Here is a 15,838-nt window from a genome sequence, read left to right as displayed (position 1 = left end):
GAGCCATCCACCCCATCAGCTTTATTGACATATACAAAATTGCCTTGAAAGTTTAGTCCCACATCTGCCTTTCGTCAAACTGTCACAATCATGGGCCTGAGACTGCATCGTGGCTGCAGCTTCCGTCTGATGCTTGGCTTTCATGATCTACGTTCGGGCCTGAGTTAAGAACCGCAAGCGGAGGCATCGCGCCAATTTCGTCTATTGAAAGTCCAACAGTATGGGGTGGCGCAAACCGTCAATGGTATTGTAACGAAAGTCCGCAAGGGCACGCAGGTCGTCAGTAGCGTCCCGCCAATAGACGATTGCACTATGGCTACGAACCTCATGCATTACGGCATCATAGAAAAGCATAAGCGACGGCACTTTGTCTGAAACTGGCAACTCGACCCTCAAATCAGCGACGACTTGGACAAATTCACCGACATGATCGTTTTCAGCCGAACGCAGTCGCGCATGAGACAGCGACATCGGTACATCAACAGAATTGGACTGAAGGGCGATATGATCAAAAAAATAGGCGCGTAGCTGCTCAAGTTCGGTGGATGGAATGTCGCCTGGAACGGGAGCCTCCTCCAAGGAGGCCATTGCCGGAAATGCAATAACGAGATCTTCCAGAGCAAATTGTACCGTGACCTGTAGCTGCGACTCGTCTTGCGAGAAAATCAAGACAGTGCCGGGCAGTGAGTGTGCATTGGCCGCCCCTAGGGCATGGATCGAAACAAACAGGGCGAGCAGGATGGCCCGCCCCCTGAAGTAGAAAGTCACTCTTGATTCCCGCCATAGTCGTCAAAGATGTCGCGCCAGACAGAGTGCGGGTGATTGCCCGCCTCGCCTGTGGACTTGTTCGTTTGCATTGAAAACTCCAGCCAGAGAGACGGCCCGTGGATCCGAATATAGTCGTCCGCTTCGGTCAGCTCGGTGGTGCCAGTAAACCCAAGGACAGTATCAGGCAGCTCTGTGGTGTACTTCGCCATATAGCGGGCGGCATCCGCGGCACCGATATCACCGACATAGGTCTCAATAGCTGCCAAAATCAGCGCCTGCTGTTCTTCGCTCAGCTCCGAGACGCTGATCCCTTCCTGCGCCTCTGGGATCGCATTATCGGCCTGTGGCCCTGCCAAAATATCGCGGTACGTGCCTTCAAGCGTGGCAGCCGCCGCTTGCTCATCAGATAAAGACCGCAAAATGTTAGAAAAGGCTTCACGTTCTTGCATTAAGGGCATGTTTTCACGGCTGTTCATATAGAACCGTGGAAACGGTTCGACGCCCCGAAACGAGGGGGTCGCACCAACCAGTACACCGTCCGTATAGGTATTGGCGAAAGCAAAGTGATGCCCACCATAGTAAAGCTGCCATGTGCCTGTTTCAGCAGGCGTGCCAAGAAATGCGAAGATACCATTGTAAGAGGCGTAGCCGACGCCGTAGTCCGTGCTGACAGAACCGATATAATCGTCCGCATTCAATGTCTGCACCATCTCATCGAAGCCTTCGTTGTCACCGTCGCCTGTCGCCTCCATCAAGATGGCCTTGACCATACCACGCTGCTCAACACTAAATTCGCCGAGGAAAACTCCAGGACGGGCAGGAAACGCACCGGCAGGAAGATTGCTCCAATTCTGGGCCTCAGCCACAGAATATTCCAATTGAAGGTTTTCCAAGATCTGATCTGATACGTTTTCTTTTAGTAGGTCGATCAAGCACAACAAACGAGTGTATCCGGCATCGGTTCCGCACACATCAACTGCATCAGGAATCTGAACCGAGCCCATCAAGACGCTGGTGTCACCCAAGCGCGCCCGCACGGCGATTTCTTCTTCGGTCGGTTCCGGACGATCACCTCCGCCGCCAGTAGGTTGAGCAGCAACCCCGTGAGCCAGACTGAGAAAGCTAGCAAGTGTGATCGCAACAATTGCCGCAAATCTTGAGGTCGAATTCATCATCTTCTTACTCCGGAGTACATTCCATACATGAAATTAACTAACACACATACAACGCCCTTGTCATGGTGAAGTAGTGTGTCGCAACCCAGCCGTTGGTGCATTTCCTTGCCGGCGCGGCATTTTACAAGCGGTCATTGGCAACGCTAACAGCGAAGTCAGCTTCGTCCCGCATAGTTGAACTTGGTGCGCAGAACGCGGCAAATGTCCAGTTCCCGCCCGTTGAGTTGAAAAACTCGTTGCTGCAACTGCAAATTTTCAAAACGTAGGCAACTATTCTGCGTTGACAAAAAAGCGACCCGTAGGGGTGGAAAATACAGAAATGCCCAGAACATTGTTCTCACAAAACCGGCCTAAACACGCCAAATAGGCGCTTTCCAAGACAATCCACCAACGTTTACCAACGGCCGATATCCGATCTAGGTTATGATAGCTTCAGATGTCTGCACTCAACCCAGACGCACAGTATTCCTGCGGGGGGGCGCATGTCCGAAGACGCGAGTTCGATCACATAGTCAGGGGAGAACATTTGGTTTTGCGCGACAGAGCGTGTATTCGATAGCTTATACGGATCGCCGTTCATTCTATTTCCGGTCATTTTGCACTCAGTTCATGCGGTTTGAGACTTCAATGATAGAGAATTTTTTAACGACTGTGCTGCTATCCATGTCAATCGGTGTGGCTGTGGTTTGCATCGGCTTGGTCATTCGAGGCTGCATTGCGGATGCAAAGTGGCCCTCGCATTTCATCGCCATCGCATACTTCTTTTTCGTCATGGCTGCTGAAGCGGCCGAGCTTCTCAATCAAAGCCTGCCGGACGGGTTCCGCTTGCCTTGGCTGCAAGGGGTAACGCTCTTTTTGGTTCCATCCCTTGGGGCATGTCTCTGGTTTTATGTGCGTGGCCTGACCTCACAGGACGTAGGCTGGATGCGTCGAGATGCGTGGCATGTGGTGCCAATCGCGATGTGTATCGGCGGAGCGCTGCCCTATCTGTCCCTGCCCGAACAGCAGCGCCTTATCATCATGACCTCAAGCGCCGATCATCTTGATCCTAACGTTTTTATCGCGGTCGTCTCAATGCTGATGGCATGGATTACTTGGCTCGCGATCCTGATTCTCTATGGCGGCGCGTCAATGCGCCGTTTGATCAAACACCGTCGCGCCATGCGAGACCTGTATTCCAAAGTCGACGGGGTTTCACTGACGTGGTTGAACGCCCTGATTGTGATCGTCGTCACCTTTATCGTTTTGATCATTGTGTCGTCGATCCTGCCCGTGTTTAGCCCAACGGAGCTGTTCTCGAACACAGTCATCGCGCTGTTTTACCTCTGCGTTGTTCTGGTCGTGGGTTTGTTCGGTGTCTTGCAGAAAAACCCCATGCCAGCGTGGAGCCAACTCGACACAGGCGGGGGCAAGGGTCGCCGATATGCACGATCTGCCCTGCAAGGCGATGATCTGGCACGGATTGGGGGCAAGTTGGACATTGCCATGCAAGACGCACATCTCTGGCAGAACCCAAACCTATCATTAATCGATCTGACGAAGGCCACAGGCGTGTCGCAAAACAATATCAGCCAGACGTTGAACGAGCATTTAGGTGTCAACTTTTATGACTACGTGAATGGGTGGCGTATCAAGGCGGCCTGTGCGGCGTTGCGTGACACCGATCAGTCGGTTCTCGCGATATCACAAGAGGTTGGGTTCAATGCTAAATCCACTTTCAACGCTGCGTTCAAAAAGATAACGGGTCAAACGCCACGGCAGTATCGCCTCGGTGCGGTCGCCATAAAATAGGTGCGGACGGGCTGGTTCGGTCGACCGTGGCCATATTTCCCCACACAAATGGCGTCACCATTCATGGCCGCCTTTTGACTTTGTGGAGACATCATGCAAGCTACAACACCTTTAAGAAATACGTTCGACATTCGCACAAAAATTTCGACCTTATGGGTCGTTCTACTTTTCAATATGGCCTTCGCCGATATCGTTGGTTTCGCTTATCCCGGTGCTTTGGCTGAATTGATGGCCATCGGCACAGATGGCGTCTCCTTTGGGAATGCCGATGGCATCGTTATCACGCCGGAATTTTTGTTGATCGCTGCGGTCTTTATCGAAGTTGCAATTGTAATGATCTACCTTTCGCGCGTCCTTGCACGAAAATGGAACAGGGTTGCCAATGTCGTCGCCGCCGTCTTGACGGCGGTCTTTATCCTCGGTGGGGGCAGTATCAAACTTCACTACATCTTCTTTGCATCTATTGAAATTGCAGCGTTAATGATGATCATCATTCTTGTGTGGAGGTGGCCCGATGAAGCGTAAAGATCTCATGCGCATCGCACGTCTTGGCGATGATCACTTAAACGGACATGGGCAGCACAGAACGCCAATTGAGAAACCTGACCCGCAATAGCCGACTGCCCACCATCATAACCGACAGGATACCCATAGATGTTATTCAAATCCCTCTGTCTGATTGGCGCTCTTGTCGCCGCAGTCGTGGTTATGTCCGCTTTACCACGCGTTTCCGACCCCTCACCAGACTATCAGACCGAAGTGTCCCATATGGACGCGCATGTGTCGGACATTAATGCGGTGTGGCCCGGCCCCGATGCGGGGGATCGCACCCGTGCAAGGGTGGTTATGAAGGGGGAGCAGATCATCTTCGAAGATGGCCCCACCAGTCAGCCGATGAACATTCATTCCATCAGGAAATCCCTGCTCAGTCTGGCCTATGGCATCGCCGTAGACCAAGGGCTGATTGATCTTGAGAAAACACTGGCAGAGCTTGGAATTGATGAGAACACTGCGCTCACAGAGCAAGAAAAGACGGCGACGGTTCGTGACTTGTTGATGTCCCGATCTGGAATCTACCTGCCCGCAGCGGGAGAGCACGACAGTCAAATCACGGACCGCCCCGCCCGCGAAAGCCACGCGCCGGGCGACTACTTCTTCTCCAATAATTTCGATGCCAACGCGCTTGGCACGATCTTTGTTCAGGAAACAGAATTTGAGATTGGCGCGTTTATGGAAGAGTTTTTGGCAAAGCCTTTGGGGTTGCAGGACTTCGACGCGGGCAATGTGATTATGGGCGACCCGTGGTTCTGGCCCAGCAAAGATACACAGCACCTTCAATATTATATCTATATGAGCGCTCGCGATTTGGCGCGGATCGGAGCGATGGTTGCACAAGGCGGTCTTTGGAATGGTCGTCAAATTGTCCCGCACGACTGGATCACACTCACGACCACGCCTCACAGTGACCTCGCAGACAGCCACGTGCCCTACCCACGGTATTCAGGCGTCGGCTACCAGTGGTGGGTTCAAGAGGAGACAGGAACCGTTTGGGCCGACGGGTTTGGCGAGCATTTTCTGATGATTGATCCCGCGCATGACCTTGTGTTGGTCGAGCGCAACTTTACTGGAAATGCGCTGCTCAGCACGGTCCGCTGGATGTTAAGCCACAACAAGTTCTCAGGATCACTCGGCGGGCTGATGGCCGCGCATGCTATGTTGGTTCAAAAGCTCGACGGATAAAGCAAATAGTGTGCGGTCGTGGTCCCTAAGACGGCTTCATGAACAACATCCTCCCGCGCTCAATAGCGGAGATATTAAGCGCTTAAGGGGTCGAGCGACGTCGGCCCAGAGCCGCCATTGACCAGACGTCCAATTGCTACATCGTAGTTTCCCCGAAGCAGCCGTTCAACATGTTACGCAGCATTTTTATTGTCCGGAAGATAAGGTGATAAGGGCGCGGACTACCCCGCAACATTGCAAAAGAACTCTGGAAACTTATTTTGGGTCGGGGCGATCATCAATATATGATTGCAGTCCATTGTAGCGTTCGTCCGTTGTTATCGTACCAATGGTGCAAATGACCTCACTGCTTGCGCAGCCAGACTGGAAACGGCCCAACTATACCGCCTAGGACGCGCGTTCTTCGTTTACCTGCGCGATAATTCTGCCATCAGCCCCTGCTATGTGCGTCTCGGCGCCGCTGCGCTGCACATACAGCGCCTCGCCTGCGTCCAAATTACCGAGATAGACAACCTCGCGCATTCTGAGCGGCTTTGGGCACCGCACAACACTTTCAGCAAAGCGGCTGAAACTTGGGAAATACAGTAGCCCAACCGCGTTAAAGTCCAGTGAATAGCAGGGGTCTATACGGTCGGCATCGTCAAGCGGCATGTACTGCCCGCGAAGCCCGCGCGAGGTGTGCCGCGCTCGGCGGTCAAGTGCCATCAAGTCGGGCCCCGCCGCAGGCAGTGTATAGGAACCAGATGGGAGGGCCCGAACAATACGCCGATTGGAACCGGTCTCGTCATGCGCAACGAAGGTCGACAGCATCAGCAGAGACCCGACCACGCGCCCCTGATGACGAAACACATGGCGAGAGCCCGTCTTCGGACCAGAGGTCGCTGCGATGTCCGAGTGGATAGACATATTTTCGCCCAAAAGGCTTCTAGATGGGGCCAATTCTAGCCGCGTCGCGCAAAACGCAGCATATAGCGGGCGGCCATCGGCGGCTTTAAACCGCAGCCCATCTTGTTCAAGCGATTTGGCAAGCAGTGTCCAATGGATATCACCGCAGGCGCCAAGCAACCATTGTTCGGACAACCCGTGGGGACAGAGTTGCTGCATTCCAAGGGTCTGGGACGTCACGCGCGCAGTGGCGACACTCTGGGGATGCGCGTCAAGCATGACACATCTGTTTGGTCACGGCACCGAGCTGGGCGGCGATTTGATCGGCAAGGTAACGGCTGTCTTCCTCTATCCCTAAAAAGCGTCCCGACCCCCATGTGTTCAGCCATCCAAGACCGATGAAGCTGAGCCCTTTATGCGCCGTCACACCGCGATCGAACACCGGCTTGCCACGGGCGTCAAAGACATCGGCCTCAATCCACGAGTAATCCGGTCGAAACCCGATCGCCCAAAGGACAGAAGTGATCCCCGCCTTGGCGAGATCAATCTCGGTGCGCTCCTCTGCGGGCGCCCAAACTTTCTCAAACGGCGGCTCCACTGGCGCAGCAATGCCTTCGCGCGCAATGTAAGCATCGATCTGATTGCGGATACCCAGATAGGATCGGTCGGCATCGTCCAAGTTTTTGGAAAGGTCAGGCAGAAACTTCACCGTGCGGCCATCCATATCGGCAAGCGAGCCGTATAGTTCGACCCCGTGGTCGACGTGGAATCGGCGCAGGTCGATCTCTTTGCCGCCATCACGGCCAGACATATAGTGGTTGGTCTGGGTCATCGCCTTTAACGGGTCCGGATGTTCGGCGATCGTGATCCCGTAGTGCCCGGCGTCGCTCAGCCAATCCGTGGCGTCACGCCCGCGATACTTACGCGGACTGCGCGGCGCGGGGCCTACGGCCAAATGCACATCGCGGCCCGCGCGGACAAAATCTTCCATCAGTTGCACACCAGACTGCCCCGTGCCAACGACCAGCACCCCGCCGTCTGGAAATTGATCGACGTTGCGATAATCGACCGAGTGCATCTGAAAAACCTCAGGGTCGAGGTGTGCTGCATAGGGCGGCTCAATCGGCGTGTCGTAGCCACCGGTGGCAATCACCACCTGATCGCAGGTCCATGTCCCGATGGATGTCTCGACCGTAAAACCACCTCCCATGCGTGGCGCGACGCGCGTGACTTCAACATTCTCACGCAGGTCAGGCTGTGCCATCTCGGCAAAGGCATCGACATAATCGACGATCTCGCCCTTCAGCATGAAGCCATCAGGATCGGTGCCACCGTATTCGCGATCATAGTGGAAATCGGGGAGGCGACACTGCCAATTAGGCGTGACCAAGCAAAAGCTGTCCCAGCGACTATCGCGCCATGAATGGAATTTCCCATACCGTTCAAAAACTATGCTTTCAATGCCTTTTTGCTTTAGGCAATATGCGGTCGAAAGACCTGCCTGCCCGCCGCCGACGATTATAACGGGAATATGCTGGGTCTGGTTGTGTGTCATCTGTTTCATCCTCATTGAGAGATCTGTAGGCAGGCAACTTCTGCCTCTGTCTGCTCGGTGAAGGTCGCAACCTTCGCCTCGATCCGGTCGAGCTGATCCATCGCCGAACTACATGCAAAGCCGTATTTACGTTCGACACGGTTGGAGGCGCGTTCCATCGCGATGCGAGCACGCTGTAAAAAGTCTGGAACCGGATAGCTAAGTCCGGGCTCAAAAACCTCAGCAACGACGCTTGAGGGCGAGTATAGTTTTTCCTCTAAGCCATCAGGCCAGCGGACAGTCCAATATGTTTCAGGCATGGTTGGCTCCAAGATCAAGATAGGGGGTTTGGGCGTAGTCCCAGAACACAGCGCGTTCATCGCCATTGCCAAGTGTCACAACGGACCCTTCAGTGATGCATCCGACAGCGCGAGCATCAATTCCTCGGGCCGCAAAGCGTGTGCAAACGGTTTGGGCGTTTTCAGGCGCGACGGATAAAAGAAAGCCAAAGCTTGGGAAGCTACGCAGCCAGCGCTCTGCTTCAATTTCATCTGGCGGATTTATCTCCGACAGATTTATGTTGATACCCACGTTCGAACATTCTGCCAGCATCAACGCTGTGCCGATAATACCGCCTTGGCTGATGTCCTTTCCGGCGCAGACCAATGCTTCCTCGGCCAGCGCGGGCAACAGCATAAGGTCCCCGCGCAATCGTTCGGCGGGCGTATCAATTGCGGCGCAAAAATTGTCAAAGTTCCGGTAGTTGCCACGATGGTCGATTGCGGCAATCAACAGATCTCCGGGGGTAGCATCAAAACTAGTGATCAAGCGCTGCGCCTTGCCAAAAACTGACGCGGCAAGACCAAGGGTCTGCGCCGAAAGATTCGTATGCCCTCCGACAAGTGGCACACCGTAAGCGGCAGAAGCATCGCGCATTCCTTGCAACAGCGGCGCGGCATCTTTTGCGCTCGGTGCCCAGATTTGGTCGATCACTGCGGTGCTGCGCCCCCCCATTGCGGCGATGTCTGACAGGTTGACCATCACGGCGCACCATCCTGCGAACCAAGGATCGTCCTTGATAAAAGCAGGGATGAATCCCTCTCCTGCCAGCAGATCGTAACCGCCACTGCACGGCAATGCTGCGGCATCATCACCGGGGCGCCCATAGCTGAGCGCTGTGAGCCCAAGGCCCCGCGTGGCCGAGGCAATGCCGAGTTTCGAGCGGATCGACGGGTGCGCACGCAAACGCCCGGCCATTTCTTCAAGCATGAGTGCGGTTTGTCCTCGCATCCCCACAGTCATCGGCGTTGCTCTCGGATGCGCGGGCGGTGATACCAACCAGCAACAGGATCAGCGCAGGGCGGATAATGGTCAAGATCTGCCTCCATGCGCATGTGCGGTGTGCCGTGAATTGTGATTTCCTCCAGTGGACGCCAATGCAACCGTTTGAAAAGCGTGACGTTCTGCATTTGCACGTGCGCCAGAAACCTGTCGCATCCACGGGCATTAGCGGAACATACCGCGAGACGGATCAACTCCGCCCCCAATCTGCCCACAGCGCGAAAATCGCAATCAACTGCCAGCCGTGTGCCCCACCAAAGGCGCGGCGCTTCTTCATGGATGCGCACGGTTCCGACCACCTGATCGGCTTCATGGGCGTAGGTCGAAAGCGCCACCAAATGAGTTGCGATCATATCGATATCATCGCGATCATGGCTTGGGAAAATCCCCTGCTCCTCGACAAAAACTCGCCGGCGCAGCGCTGCGGCTCCTTCGGCTTCAAACCGTTTGGACGCAGCGCGGATATAATATCCAGGACAGTGAAAATGGCGCGGCTCAATTTCGATCATGCTGGCACCGCCCGCGCTGGAATCTTAAGTTTTTCATAGCTCGACAAGGCCGAACAAGCTCCGCATTTGCCACAACCCGCCTTCATATCCGCCGACCGGATTCCCGCGTGGACGACCATCTGGCCAAGCGGCTGAAGGATTGACGCCATGAAATCTGAACTCGGAGCAGGATGGCTTTCCAGCGGCGTGCCTGAAATTGGCACAAAGGGCACGACAAAGGGATAGACCCCCATATCGCAAAGTTTCTCGCCCATCTCCAAAATCGCCTCGCGTGTGTCCCCAAGCCCCGCAAGGATATAGGTCGATACCTGTCCGCGCCCGAAGACCTTTACAGCCGCCTCGAAGCTGGAGAAGTATTTCTCGAGCGGGACGGACGCCTTGCCGGGCATGATACGCTTACGCACTTCTGGCGTGACCGCCTCAAGATGCATGCCCAAAGTATCGATGCCTGCGTCGAACATGCGCTGGTGCCAGATATCATCCTCTGGCGGCTCGCACTGGCCCTGAAGCGGCAGATCCACGGCGGCCTTGATCGCCTCGGCGCTTTCGCAAAGCACCTTGGCTCCGCGGTCCTTGCCTGCGGGGGTGCCAGTGGTCAACACCATGTGGGTCACGCCATCCAGTTCGACGGCGGCCTTTGCCACTTCGGCCAGTTGCTGCGGCGTCTTATGCGCAATGGTGCGTCCTGCGGCTAAGCTTTGGCCAATCGAACAGAACTGGCAGGTCTTTTTGCGGCTCTCGTAGCGAATGCAGGTTTGCAGCACCGTTGTGGCCAGCACATCCTTGGAATGCAAAGCAGCAATGTGGCTGTAGGGAATGCCATCCGCCGTTTTATGTTGATAGAATTTAGCAGCCGTTGGAAATCGAACCGTCGCCACCTCGTCGCCATCTCGGGTCACGCGGGCCTCACCTGTCGCATCCGGGGCTTCGACCAGATAGGGACTATCAAAGCTGGGCGCGGTGTGAACCGGGATCATTACCGTGCGCTCACCGATAGAGATGGCCTTGTGATCCGATGGCCCTGCGCCGCCGCGTCTGCTTTCTTGACCCGCGCGCGGATCGACAAGGCGCATGCCGTGGGTTTGCAATTCGTTGATAAGTTCTGCGTGATCAAGCATCTTGGCAATCCTCCTGCGGTTGGTTTGCGGGTTCGGTGGCATGGCGTGTCATCGCCTCTCGTGCATCGTGGTTTAGCGACAACAATTCAGGACGTGCGTAATGCCCGACGCTGTCCATCATGCGCTTGCGCTTTGCGATAAGCCTCATGTCGAGATCGGCGATCAGGATGCCCTCTCCAGATGTCAAAGGTTCTGCCAAATGGCGGCCTTCGGGCGAGATGATGCAAGTCATGCACCCGCTGCGCATGGCCTTTTGCAATTTTGGGTCTGGATGGATTTGCGCGATTTGCTCTTCGGTCAACCAGCCGGTTGAATTGACCACAAAGCAACCCGCTTCAAGCGCGTGATGGCGCATCGTGACCTCTATCTGATCGCGAAAAATGTCACCGACCAACGATCCGGGGTATTGCCCCGCGTGAATTTCCTCGTGTTGGGTCATCAACGCGTAGCGCGCGAGTGGGTTGTAATGCTCCCAACAGGCCAGCGCGCCGACGCGACCTACCTTGGTCTCGACAACTTTCAACCCCGAACCATCGCCCTGCCCCCAGACCATACGCTCATGATAGGTTGGCGTGATTTTTCTGCGCTTCAGCGCGAGCGTTCCATCCGCGTCAAAAATCAGCTGCGCATTATAGAGCGAACCATGGTCACGCTCATTCACGCCCAGCACCACCACGACACCGCGCTTGGCACAGGCATCGGCCACGGCCTGTGTCTCCTGTGAGGGAACGACAACCGCTTCTTTCATCAAATCGAGATGTGGCGCGCCTTGCTGCACCGGGGGCAACACAAAACTGAAGTATGGATAATAGGGCACAAATGTTTCGGGAAAGACGATGAATTCTGCGCCCTTATCTGCAGCCTCAAAAATTGCGTTGAGCACGCGTTCAATCGTTCCAGCTCGCCCTGTTAGGTCAGGGGCGATCTGGACGGCCGCTGCGCGGATGGTATCGGTTCGCATGAGGGGTGCCTCTGTTCAAAAATGGGGCCGGCCCGAAGGGAAAAACGGACCGGCAACCGGGGGCAAACAGTGCCCCAGTGAGAATGGATCAAACGGTCCACGTATCGAGGATCACCGCATCGGCTTTTTTGTGAAGCAGGATGCAGTCGAGAACATCCTGCGGCGCGATCGGAATGATGCCGGGCAGAAGTGACGGCTCGCCGTGACCATAAAGCGCCTGCAAAGCAAAGCGGCATGCATATACCTTGCCACCCTCGCCCATGAATTTGTTGAGATTGACGGCAAAGTTTTGGTGTCCAGGGAAAGCTTCGTCGCCAAGCGTCGGAAATCCGCGCTGAATGCCCAAAGTGACTCCAGGACCGTAGAGCAAGATCGATGTCTCATAGCCTTTACGGTTGAGGCGGATGGCGTTCAGAATGTTGACGAGGCCAATGGACCCCTCAAAGGCCACAGTATGGAAGGTAACAAGCGCTTTCTCCCCCTCATCGGCCTTTACGTCTTCGAAAACCTTCTCTTCGAAGTTCACGAAGAAATCTCCGTCTTTATGTGCTTCTTTAGTTACTTCGGGCATCATGCGCTCCTTGTTGTTGATGAACACAGTGATGACCCAAGCAAATTGACTGCATCAATAGGCAGTTCAATGTGCATACAATATAAAACAAACTCCAAGCTACCCATCGGAATACCTGCACAAAACTTCAACAAAAATGACCGAATTTGCGCAAATATTTGGCGAAATATCCAAACCCACACAAAACCATACCCAATATGATTCTAATGAATGCAAACAATCACCCTTCAATTATCGTATTGTATGTCGTATAAATCCTGAAACCAAAGGGTAGAAAAATGATTGATTGGATTCCTGACTCGCTCGACACCGGCAAGCCTCGCTACAAGGCGATTGCAGATGCTATTGCCGAGGACATCCGCATCGGTCGGTTGGACGATGGCGTGCGCTTGCCCCCGCAGCGTCAGCTGGCTGCTAAACTGGGAATTGATTTCACGACAGTTTCTCGCGCTTATGCCGAAGCACAGGCTCGTGGCCATGTCGAAAGCCATGTCGGCCGTGGCACCTTTGTTAAAGGTCGCGTGGTCACCGACAGCCCCGACCCGTCGCGCATCGGCGAAGCCGATCTGTCAATGAACATGCCACCGGAACCACAAGACCCCGAATTGCGTCGCCGCATGCAAGAAGGCGTGGGGTATGTGTCAGCAAACCTCATTGGCCTTCTGCGATACCAAAGCGCGACCGGATCGGAACGCGACCGCGTCGCGGCATCCAGTTGGCTGAGCATGCGCGGCATGGTTCCTGCGTTGGAACGCGTCGCCGTGACCCCCGGCGCACACGCGACAATGGCAGCTATTCTTTCGATCATCACGCACCCCGGCGATACGGTGCTGTGCGAAGCGATCACCTATCCCGGTTTTCGCAATGTTGCCGGACGCTTTCGACTAAACCTTGTCGGCGTCGAAATGGACGAAGATGGTATTTTGCCAGACGCGCTAGAGACTGCGATCTTGAAACACGGCCCCAAGGCTTTGTATCTCAATCCGACGCTTCAAAACCCCACAACTCTAACAATGCCCGAAGATCGGCGACTGGCGATCGCGCAGACACTGCGCCGACACGACCTGACGTTAATTGAAGACGATGCCTATGGCTTCATCCCAACCAAAGCCCCTGCCCCGATCGCACTATCTGCCCCCGATCTGACGTGGCATATTGGCGGCTTGGCCAAATGCATCGGGGCTGGATTGCGGCTGGCTTTTACCATCGCGCCATCGCCGCGATGCGCACGCCATCTGGCCCAGTCGATCCGCGCCATGTGCGTCATGCCCTCTCCGCTATCGATGGCACTGGTCACGCAATGGATAGAGGATGGAACGGCCGACAGCATCCGCCGTTTCATCCGCGCCGAAAGCGCTGCACGGCAAGCGATTGTTGCCGAAGTCCTGACAAATGTTAAATATCGAGGCTCCGAGAATGCCTTCAACATCTGGCTGGACCTCCCCAAGGGCGTCAGCCGCGCTGATGTGGTCGCACGCATGGCCCGCAGGCCAATTGGACTGATGCCCTCGGATGCGTTCACTGTCCTTGGCCCCCCTCGCGAACAGCTGCGCGTCGCGCTCGGCGGCCCGTCAAGTCGCGAGACCCTGCGTGAAAACCTCAACTTTTTATCGGACGCCCTCACTCCGAACATTTACATGGGATAATAACCAGCCGCGTTTTGCTCAGCTCGCCGTGACATCACTGATGGGATGGATGATTTATGTTTCAAAGACGACAAAACCCGCAACACGTGCGGGTTGCCATTCATAAACCTTAGGTGAAATCGAACGCCACACAAAGAGCACGCCTCTGCACTTCTTGCTTTTGTCCCAGAAACGAACTTCGCCTGATCAGATCGTTTGCGCCATTATTCACTGAGGCGACCCATAATTATCTAATTCTGAGTTTCATTTTCGATATATGCCAAAGCCTCGGCCAATTTATCCAAGGCCGCTTTTTGCGGGTCTTCAACATGTGCAAGAAGGTTTGTAGATACGAAATAATTCTCCAACGCTCGTGAATACCCATCATCCTTACTTGATGCGTTGTGCGCCAAGATTTCGTCGATCACACGTGGAGCAACTTCATAATCGTCGCGGCAGTCCTGCGCAGATCGTGACGGTGCCAGTTTGTTGTTTGGCTCTCCCGCTGAACCGCCCCAGTAATACGTTGCCAGTTATCCAACCCACGCCCTTCGGCGTTTGGAAAGACCAAGTCATTGTCTTGGCGAGTGGCAAAGTTAGGCAATCCGCGCAGTAAAGCGATGGCAGCATCGGAAAGGGGCAAGTTTTGCTTCTTGGGCGGGCCTGAGATCGTTTTCACGTATGGTTTATGCCAAATTCCATCGGTTTCACGACAATGGCACCATTTCATCGCAACGAGCTCGGACCGGCGCGCCGCAGTCAACAGCAAAAACTTCAAGGATGCGGGACGTAAATCAAGTTGAGGAGGAGTCTTCATACGCAGTTCGACAGGAGCCGGATAAACCAGCAACGGCATAATGCGGGAAAGCTCGAAATGATCGAGAGCACGGTCACGCTCACCAAGAATAGAATGGTCACCTACCGCAAGATCATATGTCTGCCGGAGATCCACTACGTCCAATGTATCACGCCGTCCTAATCCAACTTTGTTGAATTTGTTGCGACTTGCAACCCAGTCAAACATCGTCATCAAATAAGACCTTGCACGCGACACCTGACCGTTTGCGGTGCCACTGCCGGAACGAGGCACGTAAGTGGCCATAGAGTGGGCAAAATCCTCGAGACTAATTTCAGTGACCCGTGTTGACAAATGTTGATAAAAAACACATTCGATACGACGCCTAGCTTCGCTCCCCTTATCATTAGCAGTGCGTTGCCAAGTTTTACGACTGGTAGATTTAAGAATTTCATATTCATCGATAATCATCTGCAACGTAGGCACTTCAGCTTGCAATGCTGCTGCCAAAGCATTCGCGGACTTTTGAGCCGCCGCCGTGATGTTCTCGCCAGATTTGAGTCGCCTACGAAGGTCTGCCGCAGCAGTGCGAGCTTCAGCAAGACTGATATCTCCGTAGTGCCCAATGATGACGCTTTGAATCACGCCATCCAACCCACGCAGCCTGAATGCAAACGTTTTTTTGCCTGATGGGTAGATCCGGATCAGCAAGCCTGTTTCTTTTGTATCTGTAACATCAGTCCGAGATACGACCTTACGCGCTTTAATGTGCTTATCTGTTAGTTCAATTTTTGCCATTGGATTTCCTTTCTTTAGCTAGACTGCAGCAAGCATTTCAGTGGCACAATGGTGGCACAGAGCGTGAGCGTTACGGCGAAGCAAGAAAGTGTAGTATGAGCAATTTTCGGAAATTTTTTATCTATTAAAACAAGGTGATAGTCGAAATATTATATCCGAAATGTGGTCAAGGTGGATTGTAACGATTCGAAGTCAATCACGAATTTATGGATTGAAAATCCTCGTG

Annotated in this window: 15 protein-coding genes; 4 read left to right on the top strand and 11 right to left on the bottom strand. The window is 54.3% G+C overall.

Annotation, left to right across the window (positions count from 1 at the left end; genetic code table 11):
* Positions 1–201 precede the first annotated feature (201 nt).
* Together KO497_RS15425 and KO497_RS15420 are read right to left on the bottom strand one after the other, a co-directional pair.
* Positions 202–768, bottom strand: a complete 567-nt coding sequence (locus KO497_RS15425; protein WP_215944831.1) for a hypothetical protein — start codon at positions 766–768, stop codon at positions 202–204.
* Complete coding sequence (locus tag KO497_RS15420) at positions 765–1,943, bottom strand: DUF3500 domain-containing protein (protein WP_252729709.1); 1,179 nt, start codon at positions 1,941–1,943, stop codon at positions 765–767. Before KO497_RS15420 ends, KO497_RS15425 begins: the two co-directional genes overlap by 4 nt.
* A gap of 627 nt (positions 1,944–2,570) precedes the next feature.
* On the opposite strand from KO497_RS15420, the gene KO497_RS15415 reads away from it, so the two are divergent.
* The 3 genes from KO497_RS15415 to KO497_RS15405 all read left to right on the top strand — a co-directional run bounded on the left by KO497_RS15415 (position 2,571) and on the right by KO497_RS15405 (position 5,474).
* Positions 2,571–3,734, top strand: coding sequence for a helix-turn-helix domain-containing protein (locus KO497_RS15415; RefSeq protein ID WP_215944830.1), 1,164 nt, complete (start codon positions 2,571–2,573; stop codon positions 3,732–3,734).
* Positions 3,735–3,827: 93 nt separating this feature from the next.
* Positions 3,828–4,259 carry a DUF6326 family protein gene (locus KO497_RS15410; RefSeq protein ID WP_215944829.1) on the top strand — a complete coding sequence of 144 codons (432 nt, stop codon included), beginning with the start codon at positions 3,828–3,830 and terminating at the stop codon, positions 4,257–4,259.
* 129 nt (positions 4,260–4,388) lie between these two features.
* Complete coding sequence (locus tag KO497_RS15405; RefSeq protein WP_215944828.1) at positions 4,389–5,474, top strand: serine hydrolase domain-containing protein; 1,086 nt, start codon at positions 4,389–4,391, stop codon at positions 5,472–5,474.
* 387 nt (positions 5,475–5,861) lie between these two features.
* On the opposite strand, the gene KO497_RS15400 is transcribed toward KO497_RS15405, so the two are convergent.
* From KO497_RS15400 to KO497_RS15365, 8 genes are all read right to left on the bottom strand, one after another.
* Positions 5,862–6,638 (bottom strand): Pnap_2097 family protein, encoded by a 777-nt coding sequence (locus tag KO497_RS15400; RefSeq protein WP_215944827.1) that lies wholly within the window; start codon positions 6,636–6,638, stop codon positions 5,862–5,864.
* On the bottom strand, positions 6,631–7,914 hold the full coding sequence (locus tag KO497_RS15395; protein ID WP_215944826.1) for an MSMEG_0569 family flavin-dependent oxidoreductase: 1,284 nt from the start codon (positions 7,912–7,914) through the stop codon (positions 6,631–6,633). Before KO497_RS15395 ends, KO497_RS15400 begins: the two co-directional genes overlap by 8 nt.
* Positions 7,915–7,925: 11 nt before the next feature.
* The gene (locus KO497_RS15390) at positions 7,926–8,213 is read right to left on the bottom strand and encodes an MSMEG_0570 family nitrogen starvation response protein (protein ID WP_215944825.1); all 288 of its coding nucleotides are present in this window, start codon (positions 8,211–8,213) and stop codon (positions 7,926–7,928) included.
* Positions 8,206–9,162 carry a sll0787 family AIR synthase-like protein gene (locus KO497_RS15385; protein WP_252729707.1) on the bottom strand — a complete coding sequence of 319 codons (957 nt, stop codon included), beginning with the start codon at positions 9,160–9,162 and terminating at the stop codon, positions 8,206–8,208. The genes KO497_RS15390 and KO497_RS15385 overlap by 8 nt, the downstream gene beginning before the upstream one ends.
* Positions 9,163–9,191: 29 nt before the next feature.
* Positions 9,192–9,743, bottom strand: coding sequence for an MSMEG_0567/Sll0786 family nitrogen starvation N-acetyltransferase (locus tag KO497_RS15380; RefSeq protein ID WP_215944824.1), 552 nt, complete (start codon positions 9,741–9,743; stop codon positions 9,192–9,194).
* Complete coding sequence (locus tag KO497_RS15375; protein ID WP_215944823.1) at positions 9,740–10,861, bottom strand: MSMEG_0568 family radical SAM protein; 1,122 nt, start codon at positions 10,859–10,861, stop codon at positions 9,740–9,742. Before KO497_RS15375 ends, KO497_RS15380 begins: the two co-directional genes overlap by 4 nt.
* Positions 10,854–11,822 carry a Nit6803 family nitrilase gene (locus KO497_RS15370; protein ID WP_215944822.1) on the bottom strand — a complete coding sequence of 323 codons (969 nt, stop codon included), beginning with the start codon at positions 11,820–11,822 and terminating at the stop codon, positions 10,854–10,856. The genes KO497_RS15375 and KO497_RS15370 overlap by 8 nt, the downstream gene beginning before the upstream one ends.
* Before the next feature lie 88 nt (positions 11,823–11,910).
* Positions 11,911–12,393: an MSMEG_0572/Sll0783 family nitrogen starvation response protein gene (locus KO497_RS15365; protein ID WP_215944856.1), complete on the bottom strand. Its 483-nt coding sequence runs from the start codon at positions 12,391–12,393 to the stop codon at positions 11,911–11,913.
* Positions 12,394–12,671: 278 nt separating this feature from the next.
* Here KO497_RS15365 and KO497_RS15360 point away from each other — a divergent pair, with 278 nt between their 5' ends.
* Positions 12,672–14,039: a PLP-dependent aminotransferase family protein gene (locus KO497_RS15360; protein ID WP_215944821.1), complete on the top strand. Its 1,368-nt coding sequence runs from the start codon at positions 12,672–12,674 to the stop codon at positions 14,037–14,039.
* A gap of 403 nt (positions 14,040–14,442) precedes the next feature.
* Here KO497_RS15360 and KO497_RS15355 read toward each other — a convergent pair whose 3' ends face one another.
* A complete protein-coding gene (locus KO497_RS15355; protein WP_215944820.1) occupies positions 14,443–15,612 on the bottom strand; it encodes a tyrosine-type recombinase/integrase in 1,170 nt (389 codons plus the stop codon).
* Positions 15,613–15,838 lie beyond the last annotated feature (226 nt).

This window comes from Pacificibacter marinus, from assembly GCF_018860665.1.
Lineage (GTDB): Bacteria > Pseudomonadota > Alphaproteobacteria > Rhodobacterales > Rhodobacteraceae > Celeribacter > Celeribacter marinus_A.
Note: the sequence above shows the minus strand (reverse complement) of the source record. Positions and strands in the feature narration are given on the sequence as shown.